Source organism: Pedobacter sp. ISL-64, from assembly GCF_018613605.1.
Classification (GTDB): Bacteria; Bacteroidota; Bacteroidia; order Sphingobacteriales; family Sphingobacteriaceae; genus Pedobacter.
The window spans coordinates 23,349-40,523 of the sequence record NZ_JAGGPU010000008.1 but is presented as its reverse complement, the minus strand read 5'-3'; the positions used below and the strand labels follow the sequence as shown (position 1 = coordinate 40,523).

General features: G+C 37.1%; 16 protein-coding genes and 1 riboswitch. Of the genes, 11 read left to right on the top strand and 5 right to left on the bottom strand.

Features of this window, described 5'->3' with window-relative positions:
* Nucleotides 1-45: 45 nt before the first annotated feature.
* From J7E57_RS12040 to J7E57_RS12030, 3 genes are all read right to left on the bottom strand, one after another.
* Nucleotides 46-549 carry a hypothetical protein gene (locus J7E57_RS12040; RefSeq protein ID WP_215128750.1) on the bottom strand — a complete coding sequence of 168 codons (504 nt, stop codon included), beginning with the start codon at nt 547-549 and terminating at the stop codon, nt 46-48.
* A 126-nt stretch (nt 550-675) separates the two neighbouring features.
* Nucleotides 676-1,182, bottom strand: a complete 507-nt coding sequence (locus J7E57_RS12035; protein WP_215128748.1) for a hypothetical protein — start codon at nt 1,180-1,182, stop codon at nt 676-678.
* Nucleotides 1,183-1,291: 109 nt separating this feature from the next.
* Entirely contained in the window at nt 1,292-1,894 is a 603-nt protein-coding gene (locus tag J7E57_RS12030) for a hypothetical protein (RefSeq protein WP_215128745.1), read from the bottom strand.
* 141 nt (nt 1,895-2,035) lie between these two features.
* Between J7E57_RS12030 and gatB the strand changes: the two genes are divergently transcribed.
* The 5 genes from gatB to J7E57_RS12005 all read left to right on the top strand — a co-directional run bounded on the left by gatB (nt 2,036) and on the right by J7E57_RS12005 (nt 8,216).
* The gene (gene gatB / locus J7E57_RS12025) at nt 2,036-3,493 is read left to right on the top strand and encodes an Asp-tRNA(Asn)/Glu-tRNA(Gln) amidotransferase subunit GatB (protein WP_215128743.1); all 1,458 of its coding nucleotides are present in this window, start codon (nt 2,036-2,038) and stop codon (nt 3,491-3,493) included.
* Entirely contained in the window at nt 3,493-4,605 is a 1,113-nt protein-coding gene (locus tag J7E57_RS12020) for a TlpA disulfide reductase family protein (RefSeq protein WP_215128741.1), read from the top strand. Before gatB ends, J7E57_RS12020 begins: the two co-directional genes overlap by 1 nt.
* A 103-nt stretch (nt 4,606-4,708) precedes the next feature.
* The gene (locus tag J7E57_RS12015; RefSeq protein ID WP_055913791.1) at nt 4,709-5,398 is read left to right on the top strand and encodes a response regulator transcription factor; all 690 of its coding nucleotides are present in this window, start codon (nt 4,709-4,711) and stop codon (nt 5,396-5,398) included.
* 229 nt (nt 5,399-5,627) lie between these two features.
* Nucleotides 5,628-6,350 (top strand): RluA family pseudouridine synthase, encoded by a 723-nt coding sequence (locus J7E57_RS12010; protein WP_029274339.1) that lies wholly within the window; start codon nt 5,628-5,630, stop codon nt 6,348-6,350.
* A gap of 75 nt (nt 6,351-6,425) precedes the next feature.
* The gene (locus J7E57_RS12005) at nt 6,426-8,216 is read left to right on the top strand and encodes a chloride channel protein (protein WP_215128739.1); all 1,791 of its coding nucleotides are present in this window, start codon (nt 6,426-6,428) and stop codon (nt 8,214-8,216) included.
* A 201-nt stretch (nt 8,217-8,417) separates the two neighbouring features.
* On the opposite strand, the gene J7E57_RS12000 is transcribed toward J7E57_RS12005, so the two are convergent.
* Nucleotides 8,418-9,821: a sigma-54-dependent transcriptional regulator gene (locus J7E57_RS12000; protein ID WP_215128737.1), complete on the bottom strand. Its 1,404-nt coding sequence runs from the start codon at nt 9,819-9,821 to the stop codon at nt 8,418-8,420.
* Nucleotides 9,822-9,927: 106 nt separating this feature from the next.
* Nucleotides 9,928-11,175 carry a serine hydrolase gene (locus tag J7E57_RS11995; RefSeq protein WP_215128735.1) on the bottom strand — a complete coding sequence of 416 codons (1,248 nt, stop codon included), beginning with the start codon at nt 11,173-11,175 and terminating at the stop codon, nt 9,928-9,930.
* 84 nt (nt 11,176-11,259) lie between these two features.
* A riboswitch (cobalamin riboswitch) is annotated at nt 11,260-11,455 on the top strand.
* Between the two features lie 96 nt (nt 11,456-11,551).
* On the opposite strand from J7E57_RS11995, the gene J7E57_RS11990 reads away from it, so the two are divergent.
* From J7E57_RS11990 to J7E57_RS11965, 6 genes are all read left to right on the top strand, one after another.
* Entirely contained in the window at nt 11,552-13,420 is a 1,869-nt protein-coding gene (locus tag J7E57_RS11990) for a TonB-dependent receptor plug domain-containing protein (RefSeq protein ID WP_215128733.1), read from the top strand.
* 39 nt (nt 13,421-13,459) lie between these two features.
* Nucleotides 13,460-14,047 carry a DUF6580 family putative transport protein gene (locus tag J7E57_RS11985; RefSeq protein ID WP_215128731.1) on the top strand — a complete coding sequence of 196 codons (588 nt, stop codon included), beginning with the start codon at nt 13,460-13,462 and terminating at the stop codon, nt 14,045-14,047.
* A gap of 125 nt (nt 14,048-14,172) precedes the next feature.
* Nucleotides 14,173-15,102, top strand: a complete 930-nt coding sequence (locus tag J7E57_RS11980; protein ID WP_215128729.1) for an ABC transporter substrate-binding protein — start codon at nt 14,173-14,175, stop codon at nt 15,100-15,102.
* Nucleotides 15,099-15,683, top strand: a complete 585-nt coding sequence (locus J7E57_RS11975) for a hypothetical protein (RefSeq protein WP_215128727.1) — start codon at nt 15,099-15,101, stop codon at nt 15,681-15,683. The genes J7E57_RS11980 and J7E57_RS11975 overlap by 4 nt, the downstream gene beginning before the upstream one ends.
* The gene (locus J7E57_RS11970) at nt 15,684-16,370 is read left to right on the top strand and encodes an SIR2 family NAD-dependent protein deacylase (RefSeq protein ID WP_215128725.1); all 687 of its coding nucleotides are present in this window, start codon (nt 15,684-15,686) and stop codon (nt 16,368-16,370) included. It begins immediately after the preceding gene.
* On the top strand, nt 16,360-17,085 hold the full coding sequence (locus J7E57_RS11965) for a diphthine--ammonia ligase (RefSeq protein ID WP_215128723.1): 726 nt from the start codon (nt 16,360-16,362) through the stop codon (nt 17,083-17,085). The genes J7E57_RS11970 and J7E57_RS11965 overlap by 11 nt, the downstream gene beginning before the upstream one ends.
* Nucleotides 17,086-17,175 lie beyond the last annotated feature (90 nt).

The following is a 17,175-nucleotide window of genomic DNA, read 5'->3' as shown; positions in this document are numbered from 1 at the left end:
GACTAGATACCAATAAAAAAGAGGCCCTAAAGCCTCTTTTTTATTTTAATGTCTGCCATGTTTTTCTCTATGCCCTCTAGAGAATAAACTTGAATTTACGCTTCTATCATGGTATCTGTTATCTACGCGGTAAGATCTGTAATTATTTCTTGGCGAGCTATAACGTACTCGGTTTCCACCACCATAAGATGAGCGGTAATAATTATTATGATGTGAATAACTTACTCTGTGAGTATTATAATTGCGATATGGACTATTTCCATAAACCACTACTTTTCTTCCGTGATGCAGATCGTAACCTCTATACCTCGCAGGTAAATACCTTGATCTTGTCCATCTGTTTCCGCTTAAATAAACAAACTGCCTTTGAGGGACATAATAATAAGATTGAACTTCTGGGAGATAGTAATAATTAACGTTTTCATAACCTGCAGGTACCCAAGCCGGTTGCGCACCAATATTTACATTAATACTTACCTGAGCGTTAGATCGATTAGATGTTAAAGCCACGATACCTAAAATCGCGGAGATGATAAATAACTTTTTCATAATAATCCATTTTATTTGTGTGTACTTCAATAATTCAAACGCTGTGCCAAAACTTCTATTGTAACAGATATATAAAAAAAAGGAGCCTCTTTCGAAACTCCTTAATAAAGCAGTAAAGGTTATAGATTAGTGTTTTCCTTTACCATTTCCATGGCCCTTTCCGTTATTTCCATTATTCTGTTTTCCATAAATCTTTTTAGCCTGTCCAGGGGGCATACCATGAGGATGTCCTTTTACGACATAATATTTACTGTCACGGCTATCCCTAATTACAAATTGCCCTTTGTTACCTTTGTATTTTGCATATTTTACCTTATCATTCTTGAAATTTAAATAGGGCTTAGGCGAATTGATTACAACTTTATAACCATTGTATAAATTGTAATTACCATATCTGGCAGGTAAAGAATTTGCAAAAGTCCAATCGTTTCCATTTAAGTAAACAAACTGCTTTTGTGGAACATAATAATAACTTTCTACATCAGGTAGATAATAATAATCTACATGATCATAACCTGTTGGTCCCCAAAGCGGCTGCGAACCGATGTTAACATTCACATTTAACTGTGCTTTAGCGGGGATGCTGAACAATGAAACCATCATCAATGCAGCCATTAAAAATAATCTTTTCATAATCAATTCATTTAGTGTTTATTATATATAGCCAAACCACGTGCCAAAATTAAGTGAACAAAAAAGGAGCCTCTCTCAAAGCTCCTTTATTTACAACCAAATATTAATATTAATGGCGCTCGTTACCACGGCCTTGACTGTTATTTCTTTCAGCACGGCCATTCCCACCTTTGTTATCAGTTTTGTGTTCATTGTTGCGGGCAGACCTTGAATTTTGATTTACCCTTACAACAGTTTTCTCCCTACGTACAGGGCGGTTATTATTAATCACTACAGTTTTGTTCCCATTATAGTTTGGATGTCCTTTAACTACATAATATTTGGTATCACGACTATCTCTTATAATACCTTGGCGACCACCATAATTTTTATATTTACCGTATTTGGTTACATAAATATTGTTTCTTACATATGGTTTTGGCTCGTTGATTACCACTTTATAGGCGCGGTATAAATCAAAGTTCCTATATTGAGCAGGCAAGCTGTTTCCCCAAACCCAACGTCCGCCATTCGAGTAAATGTATTTTGCAGAAGGCACATAATAATAAGCATCTATATCAGGAAAATAATAATAATCTACATGATTGTATCCTGTTGGTCCCCAAACTGGCTGAGAACCAATATTGATATTTAAGCTAACCTGTGCTTTTGCATTGTTTATGCTGAATAATGAAACCATCAGAACTGCAGCAAATAAAACTAACTTTTTCATAATGTTTTTTAATTAAAGGTTTCTTTTGTGTGTTTGCTGAGATAGACAATAGCTGTGCACGGTAGTTTAATTAAAGCAATTTCATTTAACATTCTTTAACTATATTTGCCTCCATAATACATTTAAAGGGATCATTTTAATATGAGTTTAGGAACATCCGAAAACAATTACGAACTCGTTTCAGGACTAGAAATCCACGTTCAGTTAAACACCAACACTAAAATATTTTCTGCTGATAGTGCATCTTTCGGGGCTTTACCCAATCAAAATATATCTACGGTTTCGCTGGCATTGCCTGGAGCCTTACCGAAGTTAAATAGAGAAGTAGTAGCAAAAGCAATCCGTATCGGTCTGGCTTTAAACTGTACCATTAACCAGACCAACCATTTTGATAGGAAAAACTATTTCTATGCCGACTTGCCAAAAGGTTATCAGATTACGCAGGATAATCAACCCATCTGTGTAAATGGTTTTCTGGAGCTGCAACTGGCTGATGGTTCTACGAAGAAAATCGGAATCAATCGCATTCACCTTGAAGAAGATGCCGGAAAAAGTATCCATGATCAGGATGATAACTATTCGCTGGTTGATTTGAACCGTGCGGGTGTACCTTTAATTGAAATTGTAACCGAACCTGACATTCGCAGTTCGGAAGAAGCATCTGTTTTATTAAGCGAAATCAGGAAACTGGTGAGGCATTTAAATGTAAGCGATGGCAATATGGAAGAAGGTAGTTTGCGCTGCGATGCCAATATTTCTATACGCCCACAGGGCACTACCGAATTTGGAACACGTTGTGAAGTAAAAAACCTAAACTCGATGCGTAATGTACGTAGAGCGATGGATTTCGAATTTGGCCGTCAGGTAGAAGTGATTAGCAATGGGGGAAGAATTATTCAGAGCACATTGAATTTTGATGCTGATAAAGGCACTACATCACCGATGCGTACTAAAGAGGAGGCGAATGATTATCGATATTTTTCAGATCCAGATCTGCAACCCATTTATATTTCTGATGATTGGTTAGCAGAGATTAAATCTTTAATGCCGGCTTTGCCAAATGAAATTTCTCAGCAGATGGTTGCTGATTTTGGGATCAGTAAAGCTGATGCGGCTCTTTTTGCCGAAGATTTAGACCTGTTAAACTACTTTAACCAGGCACAATCAGTCGTTCACAATAAAAAAAGCTTAATTAATTGGTTAATTGGTCCGATTAGAGCTGTTTTAAATGAAAAAGGGATAACGATCTCTGATTTCAAAGTCAATCCAGCACAACTGGCAGAAGCTATCAATCTGGTTGATGATAAAAAAATCACACAGCAAATTGCCATTCAACAATTATTACCAGCTGTTGAGCTGGAAGAAAATGCAAATGTTACTGGTTTGGCACAGTCATTAAACTTACTGATCTCTGAAAACGGAGACGAATTAAGTAGTTTTATTGATGAAGTGTTAAATAAATATCCACAACAGGTAGAAGCGTACAAGAAAGGCAAAAAGGGCGTTTTAGGTTTGTTTGTTGGTGATGTAATGAAATTAGCCAAAGGAAAAGCTGATGCTAAAAAATTAAATGAATTAATACTTGAAAAACTGAAATAATGAGATTAAAACAATTAAGCCTGATTATGCTGATCGCGATTGCCTTCACTGCATGTAAACCCAAAGATAGCTTTACGATTGACGGAACTTTCCAAAACCCAGGCACGGAGAAGAAAGTATTTTTATACGGGATGCAAAATAGCAATATGGTTGCAATCGATTCTACCAATCTATCAGAAAAAGGTGAATTTAAATTCATCCGCAAAACCCCATCGGTTGATTTCTTTAGGGTATCTGTAGGTAATCATGAGTTTATGTTAATTGCAAAAAATGGCGACGACATTAAATTAGAAGCTGATTTAGCCGACAAAACAATGGCATATAAAATTTCGGGGGCAAATGAGGTAGAAAAATTATCAGAACTAAATACGATTAGAAACAACTTTGCCAAACAGGTAGAAAAACTACAGGCCGATTTCGAAGCAAAAGTGGCAACACAACCTCAAAACAGGGCAGCTGTGCTAGAAGCAATGAAACCTCAGTACGAATCGTATATCAATCAATTAAACACGCAGATCATAAAATTTGCTAAAGACAATAAAGGTACGCTTGCCAGTTTCTATGCCATGAATACTTTGAGTCCGCAGGAATTTGAAGCAGAACTCGTACAATTTGCGGATGAAGTGAAAGAAGAAATTAAAGGCAATGCTACAGTTGATACTTTTGTAAAACAAATGGCACTTTTAAAAGCGGTTCAGGTAGGGCAGGTTGCTCCGGCATTCACCATTAATACAGCTGACGACAAACCTGTAAGTTTATCAGACTATAAGGGAAAATACGTACTGATTGATTTTTGGGCATCATGGTGCCAGCCTTGCCGCCAGGAAAATCCGAATGTGGTTAAGGTTTACGATAAATATAAAAATAAGAACTTTGATATCATCGGCATTTCGCTAGACACCGACAAGGCAGCATGGTTAGGTGCGGTGAAAGCAGATGGATTAACCTGGGCGCACGTTTCCGAATTAAAAGATTTTAACGGTGCAACCGTAAAAAAATACCAGGTACAGGCTATCCCAACTTCTTACTTAGTTGATCCCTCTGGAAAAATAATTGCTAAAAACCTGCGTGGCGACGAATTAGAGACCTTTTTAGCTAAAACGTTACTTTAAAACAAAATCCATGTTAAACTAATTTAAGTAATTAACAATTTCTTAACTTAGGCTTAACTAAATATTGCATCATAGACACTACTTTCGTAACAAATATTTAACTATGAACAACGCAGGTCAGAAAATATTAATTGTTGATGATGAACCAGATATTCTGGAGCTTATTGAATATAACCTTAAAAAAGAGGGTTATCAGGTTTTCACAGCTACCAATGGCCAAGAAGGAATTACTGTTGCGAAAAAGGTGCATCCGGATTTGATTATTCTGGATATTATGATGCCTAAAATGGATGGAATTGAGGCTTGCCGTTTAATGCGTGCAATACCCGAATTCAAAAATACATTTATGGTTTTTTTAACCGCCAGAAGTGAAGAGTATTCAGAAATAGCAGGTTTTAATGTGGGTGCTGATGATTATATCGCAAAACCGATTAAGCCACGTGCTTTAGTTAGCCGAATTAATGCGATTTTAAGAAGAAATACAGGAACAGAAGAAATATCTGAGAACAAATTGGAAATTGGCGATTTAGTAATCGACCGTGAAGCTTATTTGGTTTTTCAAGGCGGTAATAAAGTGGTATTGGCAAAAAAAGAATTTGAACTTTTATACTTGTTGGCATCAAAACCAGGAAAAGTTTATACCCGCGAATCGATCCTTAAAAATATCTGGGAAGATTCGGTAGTTGTAACCAATAGAACTATTGATGTTCACATCCGTAAACTAAGAGAAAAATTAGGCGAAACTTATGTGTCAACCGTAAAAGGAGTAGGTTATAAGTTTGAGTTATCATAAATTTAACTTAAAGATATTAAGCCGTTCCGATTTTACATCGGAACGGCTTTTTTTATTTCTCGTCATTTCGACCGCAGTGGAGAAATCTACTGATTCAGATTTCTCCATTTCGCTGCGCTTCAGTCGAAATGACGATTACTCGCGCTGGCAAGATGAATAAATTAAAGGCAACGCCGACTATAAGAAAAAATAAAATCGTATTTTTGCGCTTCATTAATTACAGCACAGTTTGAAGTTTCCCAATTTTAAAGACCTTATTCTTTTCGAAGACAACGATTTTATTGTTATCAATAAACCTCCATTTTTAGCCTCGCTCGATGAACGTGGTGGATCTGGAGAAACCAATGTGTTACGCCTGGCCAAACAGTATAGCGATGATGCACAGGTTTGTCACCGTTTGGATAAAGAAACTTCTGGCGCTTTAATTATCGCCAAAAATCCAGAAGGTTACCGTCATGCTTCTATGCAGTTCGAAAGAAGAAAGGTGAATAAAACCTATCATGCGGTAGTAGATGGGCATGTCATTTTCGACCAGTTAACAGTTGATCTTCCGATCTTGAACGATGGCAATAAAAATGTAACCATTGATAGGGCAGAAGGTAAAAGAGCAGAAACCATTTTCGATTCGTTAAAATACTACAAACATTATACATTGGTTGAGTGCAAGCCAATAACTGGTCGTATGCACCAGATCCGTATTCACTTAGCAACACAAAGGGCAGCCATTGTTGGCGATGATATGTACAAAGGGAAACCTGTTTTTCTTTCGTCAATTAAGAGAGGTTATAAATTAACAAAAGGCGAAGAGGAGCAACCCATTATGAAACGTTTCGCATTACACGCCAGGCACCTGGTTTTTAAAGGATTAGACGACAAAGATATTGTGATCGATGCACCATACCCAAAAGATTTCGCAACCTTAATTAAGTTATTGGATAAATTTGATGCATAAAGGAAGCCTTTAAATTGGCTTCTCTTGTTGTTTTTGTTACTTTTGGGCATTCGCCCTCTATTAAAAAACAATAGGATGTATATCAGATTTGTAAATTACCTTGATCAGGTTAATCAGTACCGAAAATCTAAAATATCAAACCGTAATTTCTTAATTATCCTCGCTGTAATTGTTGGGGTTTTAGCAGGATTAGCCGCCGCAGCTCTAAAGAGCCTAACGCATCACATCGAAGAATTTCTTCAATCAGATTGGCATTGGAAATATAAATACTACCTGTATTTTGTGTTTCCGATGATCGGTATTTTCTTAACGGTTTTGTACATCAAGTATTTTATCCGTAAAACTAAATTCGAAACTGGTTTAACCCCATTGCTTTATGCCATTTCGAAAAAATCGAGCAAGGTAGAAGCACACAATATTTATTCGCAGATTATTACCGCAGCCGTTACGGTAGGTTTTGGTGGTTCAACAGGTTTGGAAGCACCAATTGTTACAAGTGGGTCTGCAATAGGCTCAAACCTTGGCCGTTTACTTGGTTTATCTTATCGCGAAATTACCATGCTAGTGGCCTGTGGCGCAGCAGCAGGTATTGCAGGAGCATTTAATAGTCCAGTGGCTGGGATTGTATTTGCTATCGAAATTTTATTACCAGAGTTTACCATTCCTGCGTTTATCCCGCTTTTATTATCGGCTGCAACAGCTGCAGTAGTAGCAAGATTATTCTACACACAGCAACTTTTCTTTTTGGTTACAGAAGGATGGAAGGTGAACGCATTGTTTTATTATGTGATACTGGCTTGTTTTATCGGCTTATTCTCCATTTATTTTACAAAAGCCAATTATGCTGTAAAAGGATTATTCTATAAAATAAAACATCCTTATACCAAAGTTATTGTGGGTGGTTTAATGCTTGGAGTTTTGGTTTTTCTATTCCCAACACTTTACGGCGAAGGTTATATCACAATAAAGGGACTGTTAAAAGGCGATTACCAAACAGTGATCAATAATAGTATCTTCGCCGATTACAATACCATTCCGGCTTTAGTGGTGTTGTTTACAGTAGTAACTATTTTCATGAAGTCGATAGCGACTTTGGTTACCTTGGGCGCTGGTGGTAACGGCGGAACGTTTGCGCCCAGTTTAATTATGGGCGGTTTAATCGGGTTTATCTTTGCCTATGTGGTAAATCTATCTGGTTTGGCGCAATTAAATGTTTCGAACTTTATTGTTGCAGGTATGGCGGCTGCTTTGGGCTCTATTATGCATGCTCCCTTAACTGGCATCTTCCTGATTGCCGAAATCACTGGTGGATATATCTTAATGGTACCGCTGATGATTACCACTGCCATTTCTTATGCCATTAACCGCAGCTCGCAAAAACATTCTATTTATACTAAAGCACTTGCCGATAAGGGTGAGTTATTATCTCATGAGGATAAGGATACAACGGTTTTAAACCAAATGAAACTAAAGTATTTGATCGAGAAAACTTATCCTCAATTACGTATGAACGATCTGATTTCGGCTAAGATGAACGAGATTATGCAATCCCGTAAAAACATTTGCGCTGTAACAGACGAGCTGGGCGATTTTAAGGGCATCATTTATATAGAAGAGCTATTTAACGAAATGATTAATCACCCTGATAAGGAAAATTTGCTAGCTTCTTATTTGGTACAGCCTGCACCGAACGCCGTCACCGAAAATGATGATCTGAAAATGGTATTAGAAAAGATGGAGCAAGATAATGTATGGATTTTACCCGTATTAACTGCGCAGAACCAATATTTGGGGTTCGTTTCTAAAACCGCCATTTTTAATAAATACCGGGCATTGTTGATGAGGCAGAATGATTACATGGGCTAGTCCTAAATCCTGGGAGATTGTCATTTCGACTGTAGTGTTCCAAAGGAACTCCTTTGGAGGAGAAATCTTTTAATTTCAGTTGTCAGTCTGAGCTTGTCGAAGACTTTTTATAGTCGAAAACAAAAATATTTTTCCTTCGACATGCTCAGGATGACAATATTTTTGTTTTCTCCTTAAACTAATGGCACTTACAGTTACGCCTTACTCAGCTCTTTTTAAGCCGAATTTCTCAATTTTACTGTACAAATGACTTCTTTGGATATCAATCTCATCCGCCGTTTTTGATACATTCCAATTGTTCTTTTCCAGCTTGAATTTGATGAATTCTCGCTCTGCGTGATCTTTATAATCCTGGAAGTTATTGAACGAATCGAAAGAAAAAGCCAGATTCGAACCGCCAGCACCGGCAATCTGCGCACTGGTTGCGGCACCAATGTTTGTACCACCGCCTGGATTAGCGAATGCACGTACATCATTTTCGGTAATTACCTTATCACTCAAAATAATCAATCGTTCAATCATGTTGTGTAATTCACGTACGTTACCTGTCCACGGTAAGGCCTTTAAAGCAGCCATACCTGCTTCATTTATTTTCTTCACAGGCATTCCATAATCGCTGCAAATATTTTCCAAAAAGTTTTGCGCAATAACTGGAATATCATCTGTACGCTCCGTTAAATGTGGAACATGGATATTGATTACATTTAACCGGTGGTATAAATCCATACGGAAGTTACCATCTTCGATTTCTTTCATTAAATCTTTATTGGTTGCCGCTAAAACACGAACATTTACTTCAATTTCCTTTTCGCCACCTACACGCGAAATTTTATGCTCTTGTAAGGCACGTAAAACTTTCGCCTGGGCAGAAAGACTCATATCGCCAATCTCATCCAAAAATAGAGTACCACCATTAGCCAGTTCAAATTTACCAATACGTTGTTTAACAGCAGAGGTAAATGAACCTTTCTCGTGGCCAAACAATTCACTTTCAATCAGTTCCGATGGGATAGCAGCACAATTCACCTCAATTAGAGGGCTATCGGCACGGTTCGATTTTTCATGTAACCAACGGGCTACCAATTCTTTACCACTACCATTTGCGCCCGTAATTAATACACGGGCTTCAGTAGGAGCCACACGTTCTATGGTTTCTTTAATTTTAGAAATGCTTTCCGATTCGCCTAAAATCTCTCGGGTTTTACTTGCTTTACGTTTTAAAACCTTGGTTTCGGTAACTAAATTTCCACGGTCTAAACCATTACGGACCGTAATTAATAACCTGTTTAAGTCAGGTGGTTTCGAAATAAAATCAAAAGCTCCTTTTCTACTGGCTTCAATGGCAGTTTCAACTGTTCCATGACCAGATATCATAATGAATGGCAAATCGGGTTTAATGATCTGTGCCTGTTCCAGGACTTCCATACCATCCATCTTATTCATCTTGATATCGCAAAGTACCAGGTCGAAATTTCCTTTTTTGATCATTTCGAGGCCATCAATGCCGTTATCGATATCTTCAACATCGTAATTTTCGTACTCCAGAATTTCGCGTAAGGTACTCCTTATCGCACGCTCATCATCAATTATTAATAGTTTAGCCATTAGAGATGTATCCTTTAATTTTGAAATGCGAATATATTATTTTTTAATTAATGTATAGTTTTTTATACAATTAATACGCAATAAACCTTAAAAGATGAGAAAGGTTTTAATAAGTGTAATCCATCTTAAATTTACTTAAATCGGGCTTATGTTTTTTAGCTCTTTTTAGTTCCAATTCGTAAATGGTTCTGCCCAGGTTTTTCGTAAAGGGGAAACAAACTGTATCATACTCGTATTTATTATCGTTAAATATGCCATCCTCATTACTATGAACAACCGCGGTTAGGAAATATTCAATTCCATTTTTAAAATCAACGAAATAAGAGTTATCAATGATGTAGCCATAGCTATCTCCATATTTATTGAAGATGCGGATATTTGGATCAGGAGTTACCTGTTCCCGTCCATAGTATAACATTTTTGCATAGGTAGTCCAAAATTCTTTCTGATCGTATTTAGGAAAATCACTTTCGGTTGGATACTTACTCATATAAGTATAAATGAGTTTATAATCTTCTTTAGTAAGGTTAAACCGTTCTTTAACCGGAAAAGCATCAGGAAAAATCAATTTCTGCATCAGTTTCTGTTGATCGTTAATGGCGAAAGCGTTTTTGCCCGCTAAACTGAAAGGTTTGTTTACCAGCTTGTTGGTACTATCCATGTATCCGGTACCCATTACCAGGTTGCTTAATTTTAATTCATATTCTTTTGAATCGTATTGTGCCGGTTGATCATACACCAATTGTTCGCCATTGTAAAATTTGATGGGATTGGTATGTTTAGCTGATTCTCCTGCATCGCCAATAGCCAGGCGGTTTAAAATGCGGCTATCGTTTAATCCGTTCGCTTTCAGTTTTTCATTAATCTCTGTACGACCAATAAACTCAAATAAACGGTTAAAAGCATCATTATCACTGGTAAGCAAAATCTTTTTAACGTAATGTTCTATTGATGGAAGCCCATTTTTAGCACTTATATCTGTTAAAACCTTTGTTTGCCCTCTATAGGCACTATCAGTAATCATGGTACTCTTAGCCGTTAAGCCTTTATTTTTTAAGCGGTTTACTTTTTCCAAGGCAAAAATTACAGCGGCTAGTTTAACCGTACTCGCAGGATAAAAATAATGATGCGGAGCTAGATTGTAGCTAAAGGTTTTAAAAGTGGGTTTATTCTTCGCATCACGGTTAACCTGTGTATAGAGAATCTGGATCTGGTTTTGATCAGGATGACTAAGTATAGTAGAAAAAAGCTCAGGCTTAGACTCCATCAGTTTCTTCAAAAAAACAGTATCGGTTTTTTGCGCCATAACAGATAGGCTTATTAATGAAAATGTAACAATTAATATTCTTCTCATGGGTGAAAATTTGATTCCTAATTTAGGTTTTTCTATTAAAACCACCATTTTCCATCATGCATTTTACATGTTGCTTAATTTTGTTACTTTTGCAGCGCTTTTGGTTTCCGGCTTTACACCCGGAATTAAAAGGGAATACAGTGTAAATCTGTAACTGTCCCGCAGCTGTAAGCTCCATAACGGATTTCCAATCAATCTGCCACTGTTCCGACTTGTCGGGATGGGAAGGCCGGAAACCCGGGAGTAAGTCAGAAGACCTGCCTTCAGCATTTAATTTCATAGCTTTCGGGGATTGAAGCTAGGACTGAGATACTTAACGTTTTTCGTATTTTCATTTCCTTTTCTATCTGTTGGCTGTGGGCAAAACCACAATCAAATGAACAAAAAAAGAATGCTAACTGTAGCCAGTTTAGGGCTAGCGCAGTTAATGATTAGCCAGGTGGCTAACGCTCAAACACAAGATAGTTTGCAGCTCAAAGATGTTGTAATTTCTGCAACAAAAAATGACCAGAAACAATCACAGACAGGTAAAGTGGTTACGATCATCAGTCGTGAAGTATTGCAGCGCAGTAACGGAAAATCATTGCCGGAACTTATTAGCGAGCAGGCAGGGATTATTGTAGCAGGTTCAAGCAGCAATCCGGGATTAAACAAATCGGTATTTTTTAGAGGTGCAGGAAGTGCTTATGCCGTGGTTTTAATCGATGGTATTGTGCAAAACGATCCATCAGGAAACGGAGGTGCATTCGATTTAAGATTGATTTCTATCGATCAGATCGATCATGTCGAAATTTTAAGAGGCGGTCAGTCTACCATTTATGGTTCTGATGCCGTTGCAGGAGTAATCAATATCATCACTAAAAAAGGTGGTCCAAAAGGCAATACCATTTATGGCGTGGCCAGTGCAGGCAGTTACGAAACTTACAAAGGAACCATTGGTTTAAACGGTGGTGTTGAAGGTTTTTCGTATAATATTAACTATACCCACACCAAAACCGATGGAATTTCAGAAGCGGCAACACCAGTGGGAAGTACAGCCGTATTTGATAAAGACGGCTTTAAAACTGATGCCTTAAATGCGAATTTCGGAATCAAACTGGATAATCATTTCTCTGTAAATCCATTTGTACGCTACTATTATGGTAATTACAAGTTTGATGGTGGCGCTTTTACCGATGCAAACAATTATTCTATCCTAAAAAAATTTGCTGCAGGTACCAATGCCAAATACGAATTTGCAACTGGTAAAGTAACGTTAAACTATAGTTTCGAAAGTACCAGAAACGATGCGCATAGCCAGTACCCAAGCATTAACGAAGGAAGGGTATCACTATTGGATTTATTCTACAACCAAAAATTGGGTAACAAACTCGATTTATTGGTGGGTATCGATAACCGTGTGATGAAATTATCATCAGCAACAAATAAACCGGAAACCAACATTTTTGCCGCTTACGGATCATTATTCTTACACGATTTAAGTGTGTTTAACCTTGAAGTAGGCGGACGTTACAATAAACACGAACAATATGGCGAAAACTATACCTACTCAATTACCCCAAGCATCAATGTCATTAAAGAGATAAAATTATTTGGAACGGTTTCAACAGCATTTAAAGTTCCTACCTTAAACATGCTTTTTGGTCAGTTTGGCGCTAATTTGGATTTAAAGCCGGAAAAATCGAAGAATTACGAAGCTGGCGTTAATTTTAGCTTTGCTGGCGACAAATTTAGCTTACGTTTAGCAGGTTACAAACGTGATTTAACTGACGCCATTATTTATGCTTACCCTAACGGATACATTAACCAGGTAAGTCAGAAAACCAAAGGTTTCGAAGTTGAACCAGCAGTTAAATTCAGTGTGTTTAACATTAATGGCTATTACGCTTATGTGGAAGGCAATGAGTTCAACTTTGTTGATAATGCCGTTGCTAACTATCTTTTCCGCAGACCAAAACATACATTTGGCATTACTGCAGGTGCACAGGCAACAAGCAATTTATATGTGAGTGCAAATTACCGTTATTTCGGCAAACGTACCGATGGTAATTTTAACACGTATACAGTCGACAATCTACCTGCTTATAAATTGTTAAATGCTTATGCCGAATATGCATTGGCAAAGAAACGCGTAAAGATATTTTTTGATGCAAAAAACATTCTGAACGAAAAATACAGCGAAATTATTGGTTACAATAGTTTGGGCTTCAACTTTAATACAGGTGTAAGTTTTAATATCCGCTAATAAAAATTTAACTTTGTTTAAATATTAACCAGAAATAGCATGTCTCATTTAAAATTTAATCCACGCACTTTAATTTTGTTGTTAATGATATTGGCAATAACGGCTTTACGTTTACTGGTAACATTCAACTCAGATGAATTAAAGTTTGCTAATTTTTCATCAATAGGAGCCGTAGCTTTATTTGGAGGAGCATATTTTAAAGATCATCTTAAAGCATTCGCTTTTCCGCTATTGAGTTTGTTTTTAAGCGATTTAATACTTTATACAACCATCTATAAACAGTATGTAGATATGTTTTTAGTTCAAGAACTTTGGACATACCTTGCAATTGCATTAATGGTTTTAGCAGGTCGTTTCTTATTAAAGAAGGTAAATATTGCCAGCTTATTCCTATCTACAATCGTAATTGTATTCATCCATTGGATTGTAAGTGATATCGGTTCATGGTATAAAAACCCATTGTATACGCAAAACTTAAATGGTTTTATAGATTGCCTAATTAAAGCCATTCCATTCGAGATCAGATTCTTAGAAGGAACAATAATCTATGGTGCTTTGCTTTTTGGCGCTTTTGAAATCTTAAAAGCAAAATACCCGGTATTAAAACTGCAAACACAGGAGCTGTAGAAAGATCCATTGTTTGGTATAACACCAATCAAGTAAAAACAAGATAGAAATCCTCTTTTGATTCGATTCAAAAGAGGATTTTTTTTAACTTAGAACATCAATTCCGTTTTACCTTTTACATCCTAATGAAAGTTGTTTCCTTTTTACCTGCTGCCACAAAAATGATTTACGATATGGGCCTGCAAGAATACCTACATGGCGTAACATTCGAATGCCCTAAAGAGGCTGCAGATCAACCAAAAGTTGTACGTTGCATATTAGAAGGCAAAAACTATTCGAGTATCGAAATAGACCGGATCTTTTCGGCATCAAAAGCGCAAGGCAAAAGTTTGTATTGGATAGATGATGCACTGTTGGAAAGCATCGCACCCGATGTGGTTTTCACACAAGATATATGCGAGGTGTGCAACATCGATACTGTTTGTACCGAAACAGCCGTAATGAAGCTTCGCAAACAGCCAACGCTGGTACCTTTATCGCCAAATAACTTACAGGATGTTTTCGATTGCGCCATTACCATTGCCAGGGCTTTAGGAAAGGAAGAGGCAGCGTTAAACTATCTGGCAGGCCTGCAAAAGAAAACGGATCATATTTTAGATCAGCTTAGGGCAAACCGTGCACCGTTAAAAAGGATTATGCTGATGGAATGGATCGAACCGATATACAATTGCGGACACTGGATTCCTTTTCAGATTGCAGCAGCCGGTGGCGTTGATATGTTGTCTAATCCTGGTGGAGACTCTATTGTAACGCAATGGAATAAAATCCTGAAATATAACCCTGAGGTTTTAGTTATTGCCCCATGTGGCTTTGATATGAAAAGAAGCATGGAAGAAATCGAGCTGTTAACCTCAAAACCAGGCTGGATCGATCTTGAGGCAGTAAAAAACAATCAGGTTTATATTGCCGATTTTGATATGTTCACCCAGCCGAGCGTAGGTACGCTGGTTGAAGGTATAGAAGCTTTAGCCTGCATGTTCCACCCGGAGATATTTAAGGCAAATGAAAACATAGCAAAAAAGTTTGTAAAACTTAACACTTCAATATTAGCATGAAGCATATCTTACTAACGCTCGCTTGTATTTTCTTTTATTCATACTGTATTGCACAAGAGAAAAAATATACTGATTCTGCAGTAACAGAGTATATCAAAGCTTGTCAGTGTAAGTTTGGATATAAATATGGATGGAAGTTAAAATCAGTAAAAAAACATGAAGCATATTCGTGGGTAAAAAAAATAATCTTTATTTCATTCAAAAATGACGATTCTACAAAAGAAGTTTCTTATTTAAAAAATGAAAATATTGATAATGATGTTGTTACCGAACAACGTTTGTTGACAGAAGAGGAAACCGACTCACTTTTTAACATCATATATGGATATAACTATACTACTTATCCATCAAAGATTTTAGTATTCGAATGTAAGCGCCCAGAAAATGCAATTCTATATTTGGATAAAGACGATAGGATTGTATTTTCGATAAACATTTGTTTTTCTGGAACAGGGTATAAAATATGGACAAGCAAAAACTACAAAGGAACCCACACAACAACATTTGGAGAAACTTGCTTTGGCAAGTATGAACTCCTTGCTAAACTTTTCAGATCAGCAGGAACAAGAAATATAAAATAAATGAAATTAGTTGTTTTAACAGGAGCAGGGATCAGTGCCGAAAGTGGGTTAAAAACATTTAGGGATTCTGATGGATTATGGGAGGGCTATAATGTTTATGATGTAGCTACCCCCGAGGCCTGGGAGAGAAATCCGGAATTGGTACAAGAATTTTATAATGAAAGGAGAAGGCAGGTTTTAGCCGCTAAACCCAATCTGGCTCATCAGGTGCTTGCCGAGCTGGAAAAAGACTTCGACGTTGAAATTATTACCCAAAACATTGATGATCTGCACGAAAGAGCAGGTTCTACCAAAGTTACGCATCTTCATGGCATAATTACCAAGTCTCAATCTGATAAAAAACCGGGGTTAACCTATCCCATTGCAGGTTCAGAAGTTAAAATGGGCGAGCTTTGCGAGCTGGGTTCTCAACTTCGGCCGCATGTAGTTTGGTTTGGCGAAGATGTACCCATGATTGAAGTAGCTGCTAAACTCTGCAAACAGGCCGATTTGTTTGTACTTATCGGAACTTCATTAGCTGTTTATCCTGCTGCAGGTTTAATCGGTTTTGTCCCTTCCTTTGTTGATAAATACATTATTGATCCAAAAACACCCGATGTAAAACGTTATAAAAACGTGATCAACATTGAAAAAAACGCTGTAGAAGGCGTTGCTGCATTAAAAGAAATCCTAACCAATGCCAGATAAAAAGATTTGCTTGTTTAATTGGAGCGGTGGTAAAGACAGTACATTGGCTTTACATTACGCCTTACAAGATCCTAGTATCGAAATCCGATACCTGATTACTACAGTTACTGAAAAATATAATCGTGTTTCGATGCATGGCGTTAGAGAAGCTTTACTAATCAAACAGGCCGAAAGTATTGGTATTCCGCTGTATCAGATCCGTTTGGGCGAAATGCCTGATATGGAAACCTACGACAGCACCATGAAGAAACATCTTTCTAAATTTAAAGAGGAGGGTATTACTCATTCTATTTTCGGTGATATTTTTTTAGAGGACTTACGTACCTATCGGGAGAATAAATTGGCCGAAATTGGTCTTAAGGCTATTTTTCCGCTTTGGAAAAAAAACACTAAAGATTTGATCCGTGAATTTTTGGATCTGAACTATAAAACCATCATTGTTTGCACACAGCAAAATCTTGAAAATTTCTGTGGAAAAGTAATTAGCCATGATTTAATTGATCAATTACCTGCAGGTATTGATCCTTGCGGAGAAAATGGAGAGTTTCATACTTTCGCATTCGAAGGACCGATTTTCAAGGATAAAATCGCATTTAGGACAGGAGAGAGGGTGTTCAGAACTTATAATGCCCCAAGCAAAACCACAACAGATGATGATTCACCTTGTTCAACCAAAGCACTTTCTGGTTTCTGGTATATAGATTTATTGGAATAATTTTTCTATTCAAAACATTTTGGCATCATTTTTTCTCTAGTAGTGGTAATTAACTAAATCACACATCCATTTGAAACCTGTTTAGCAAGG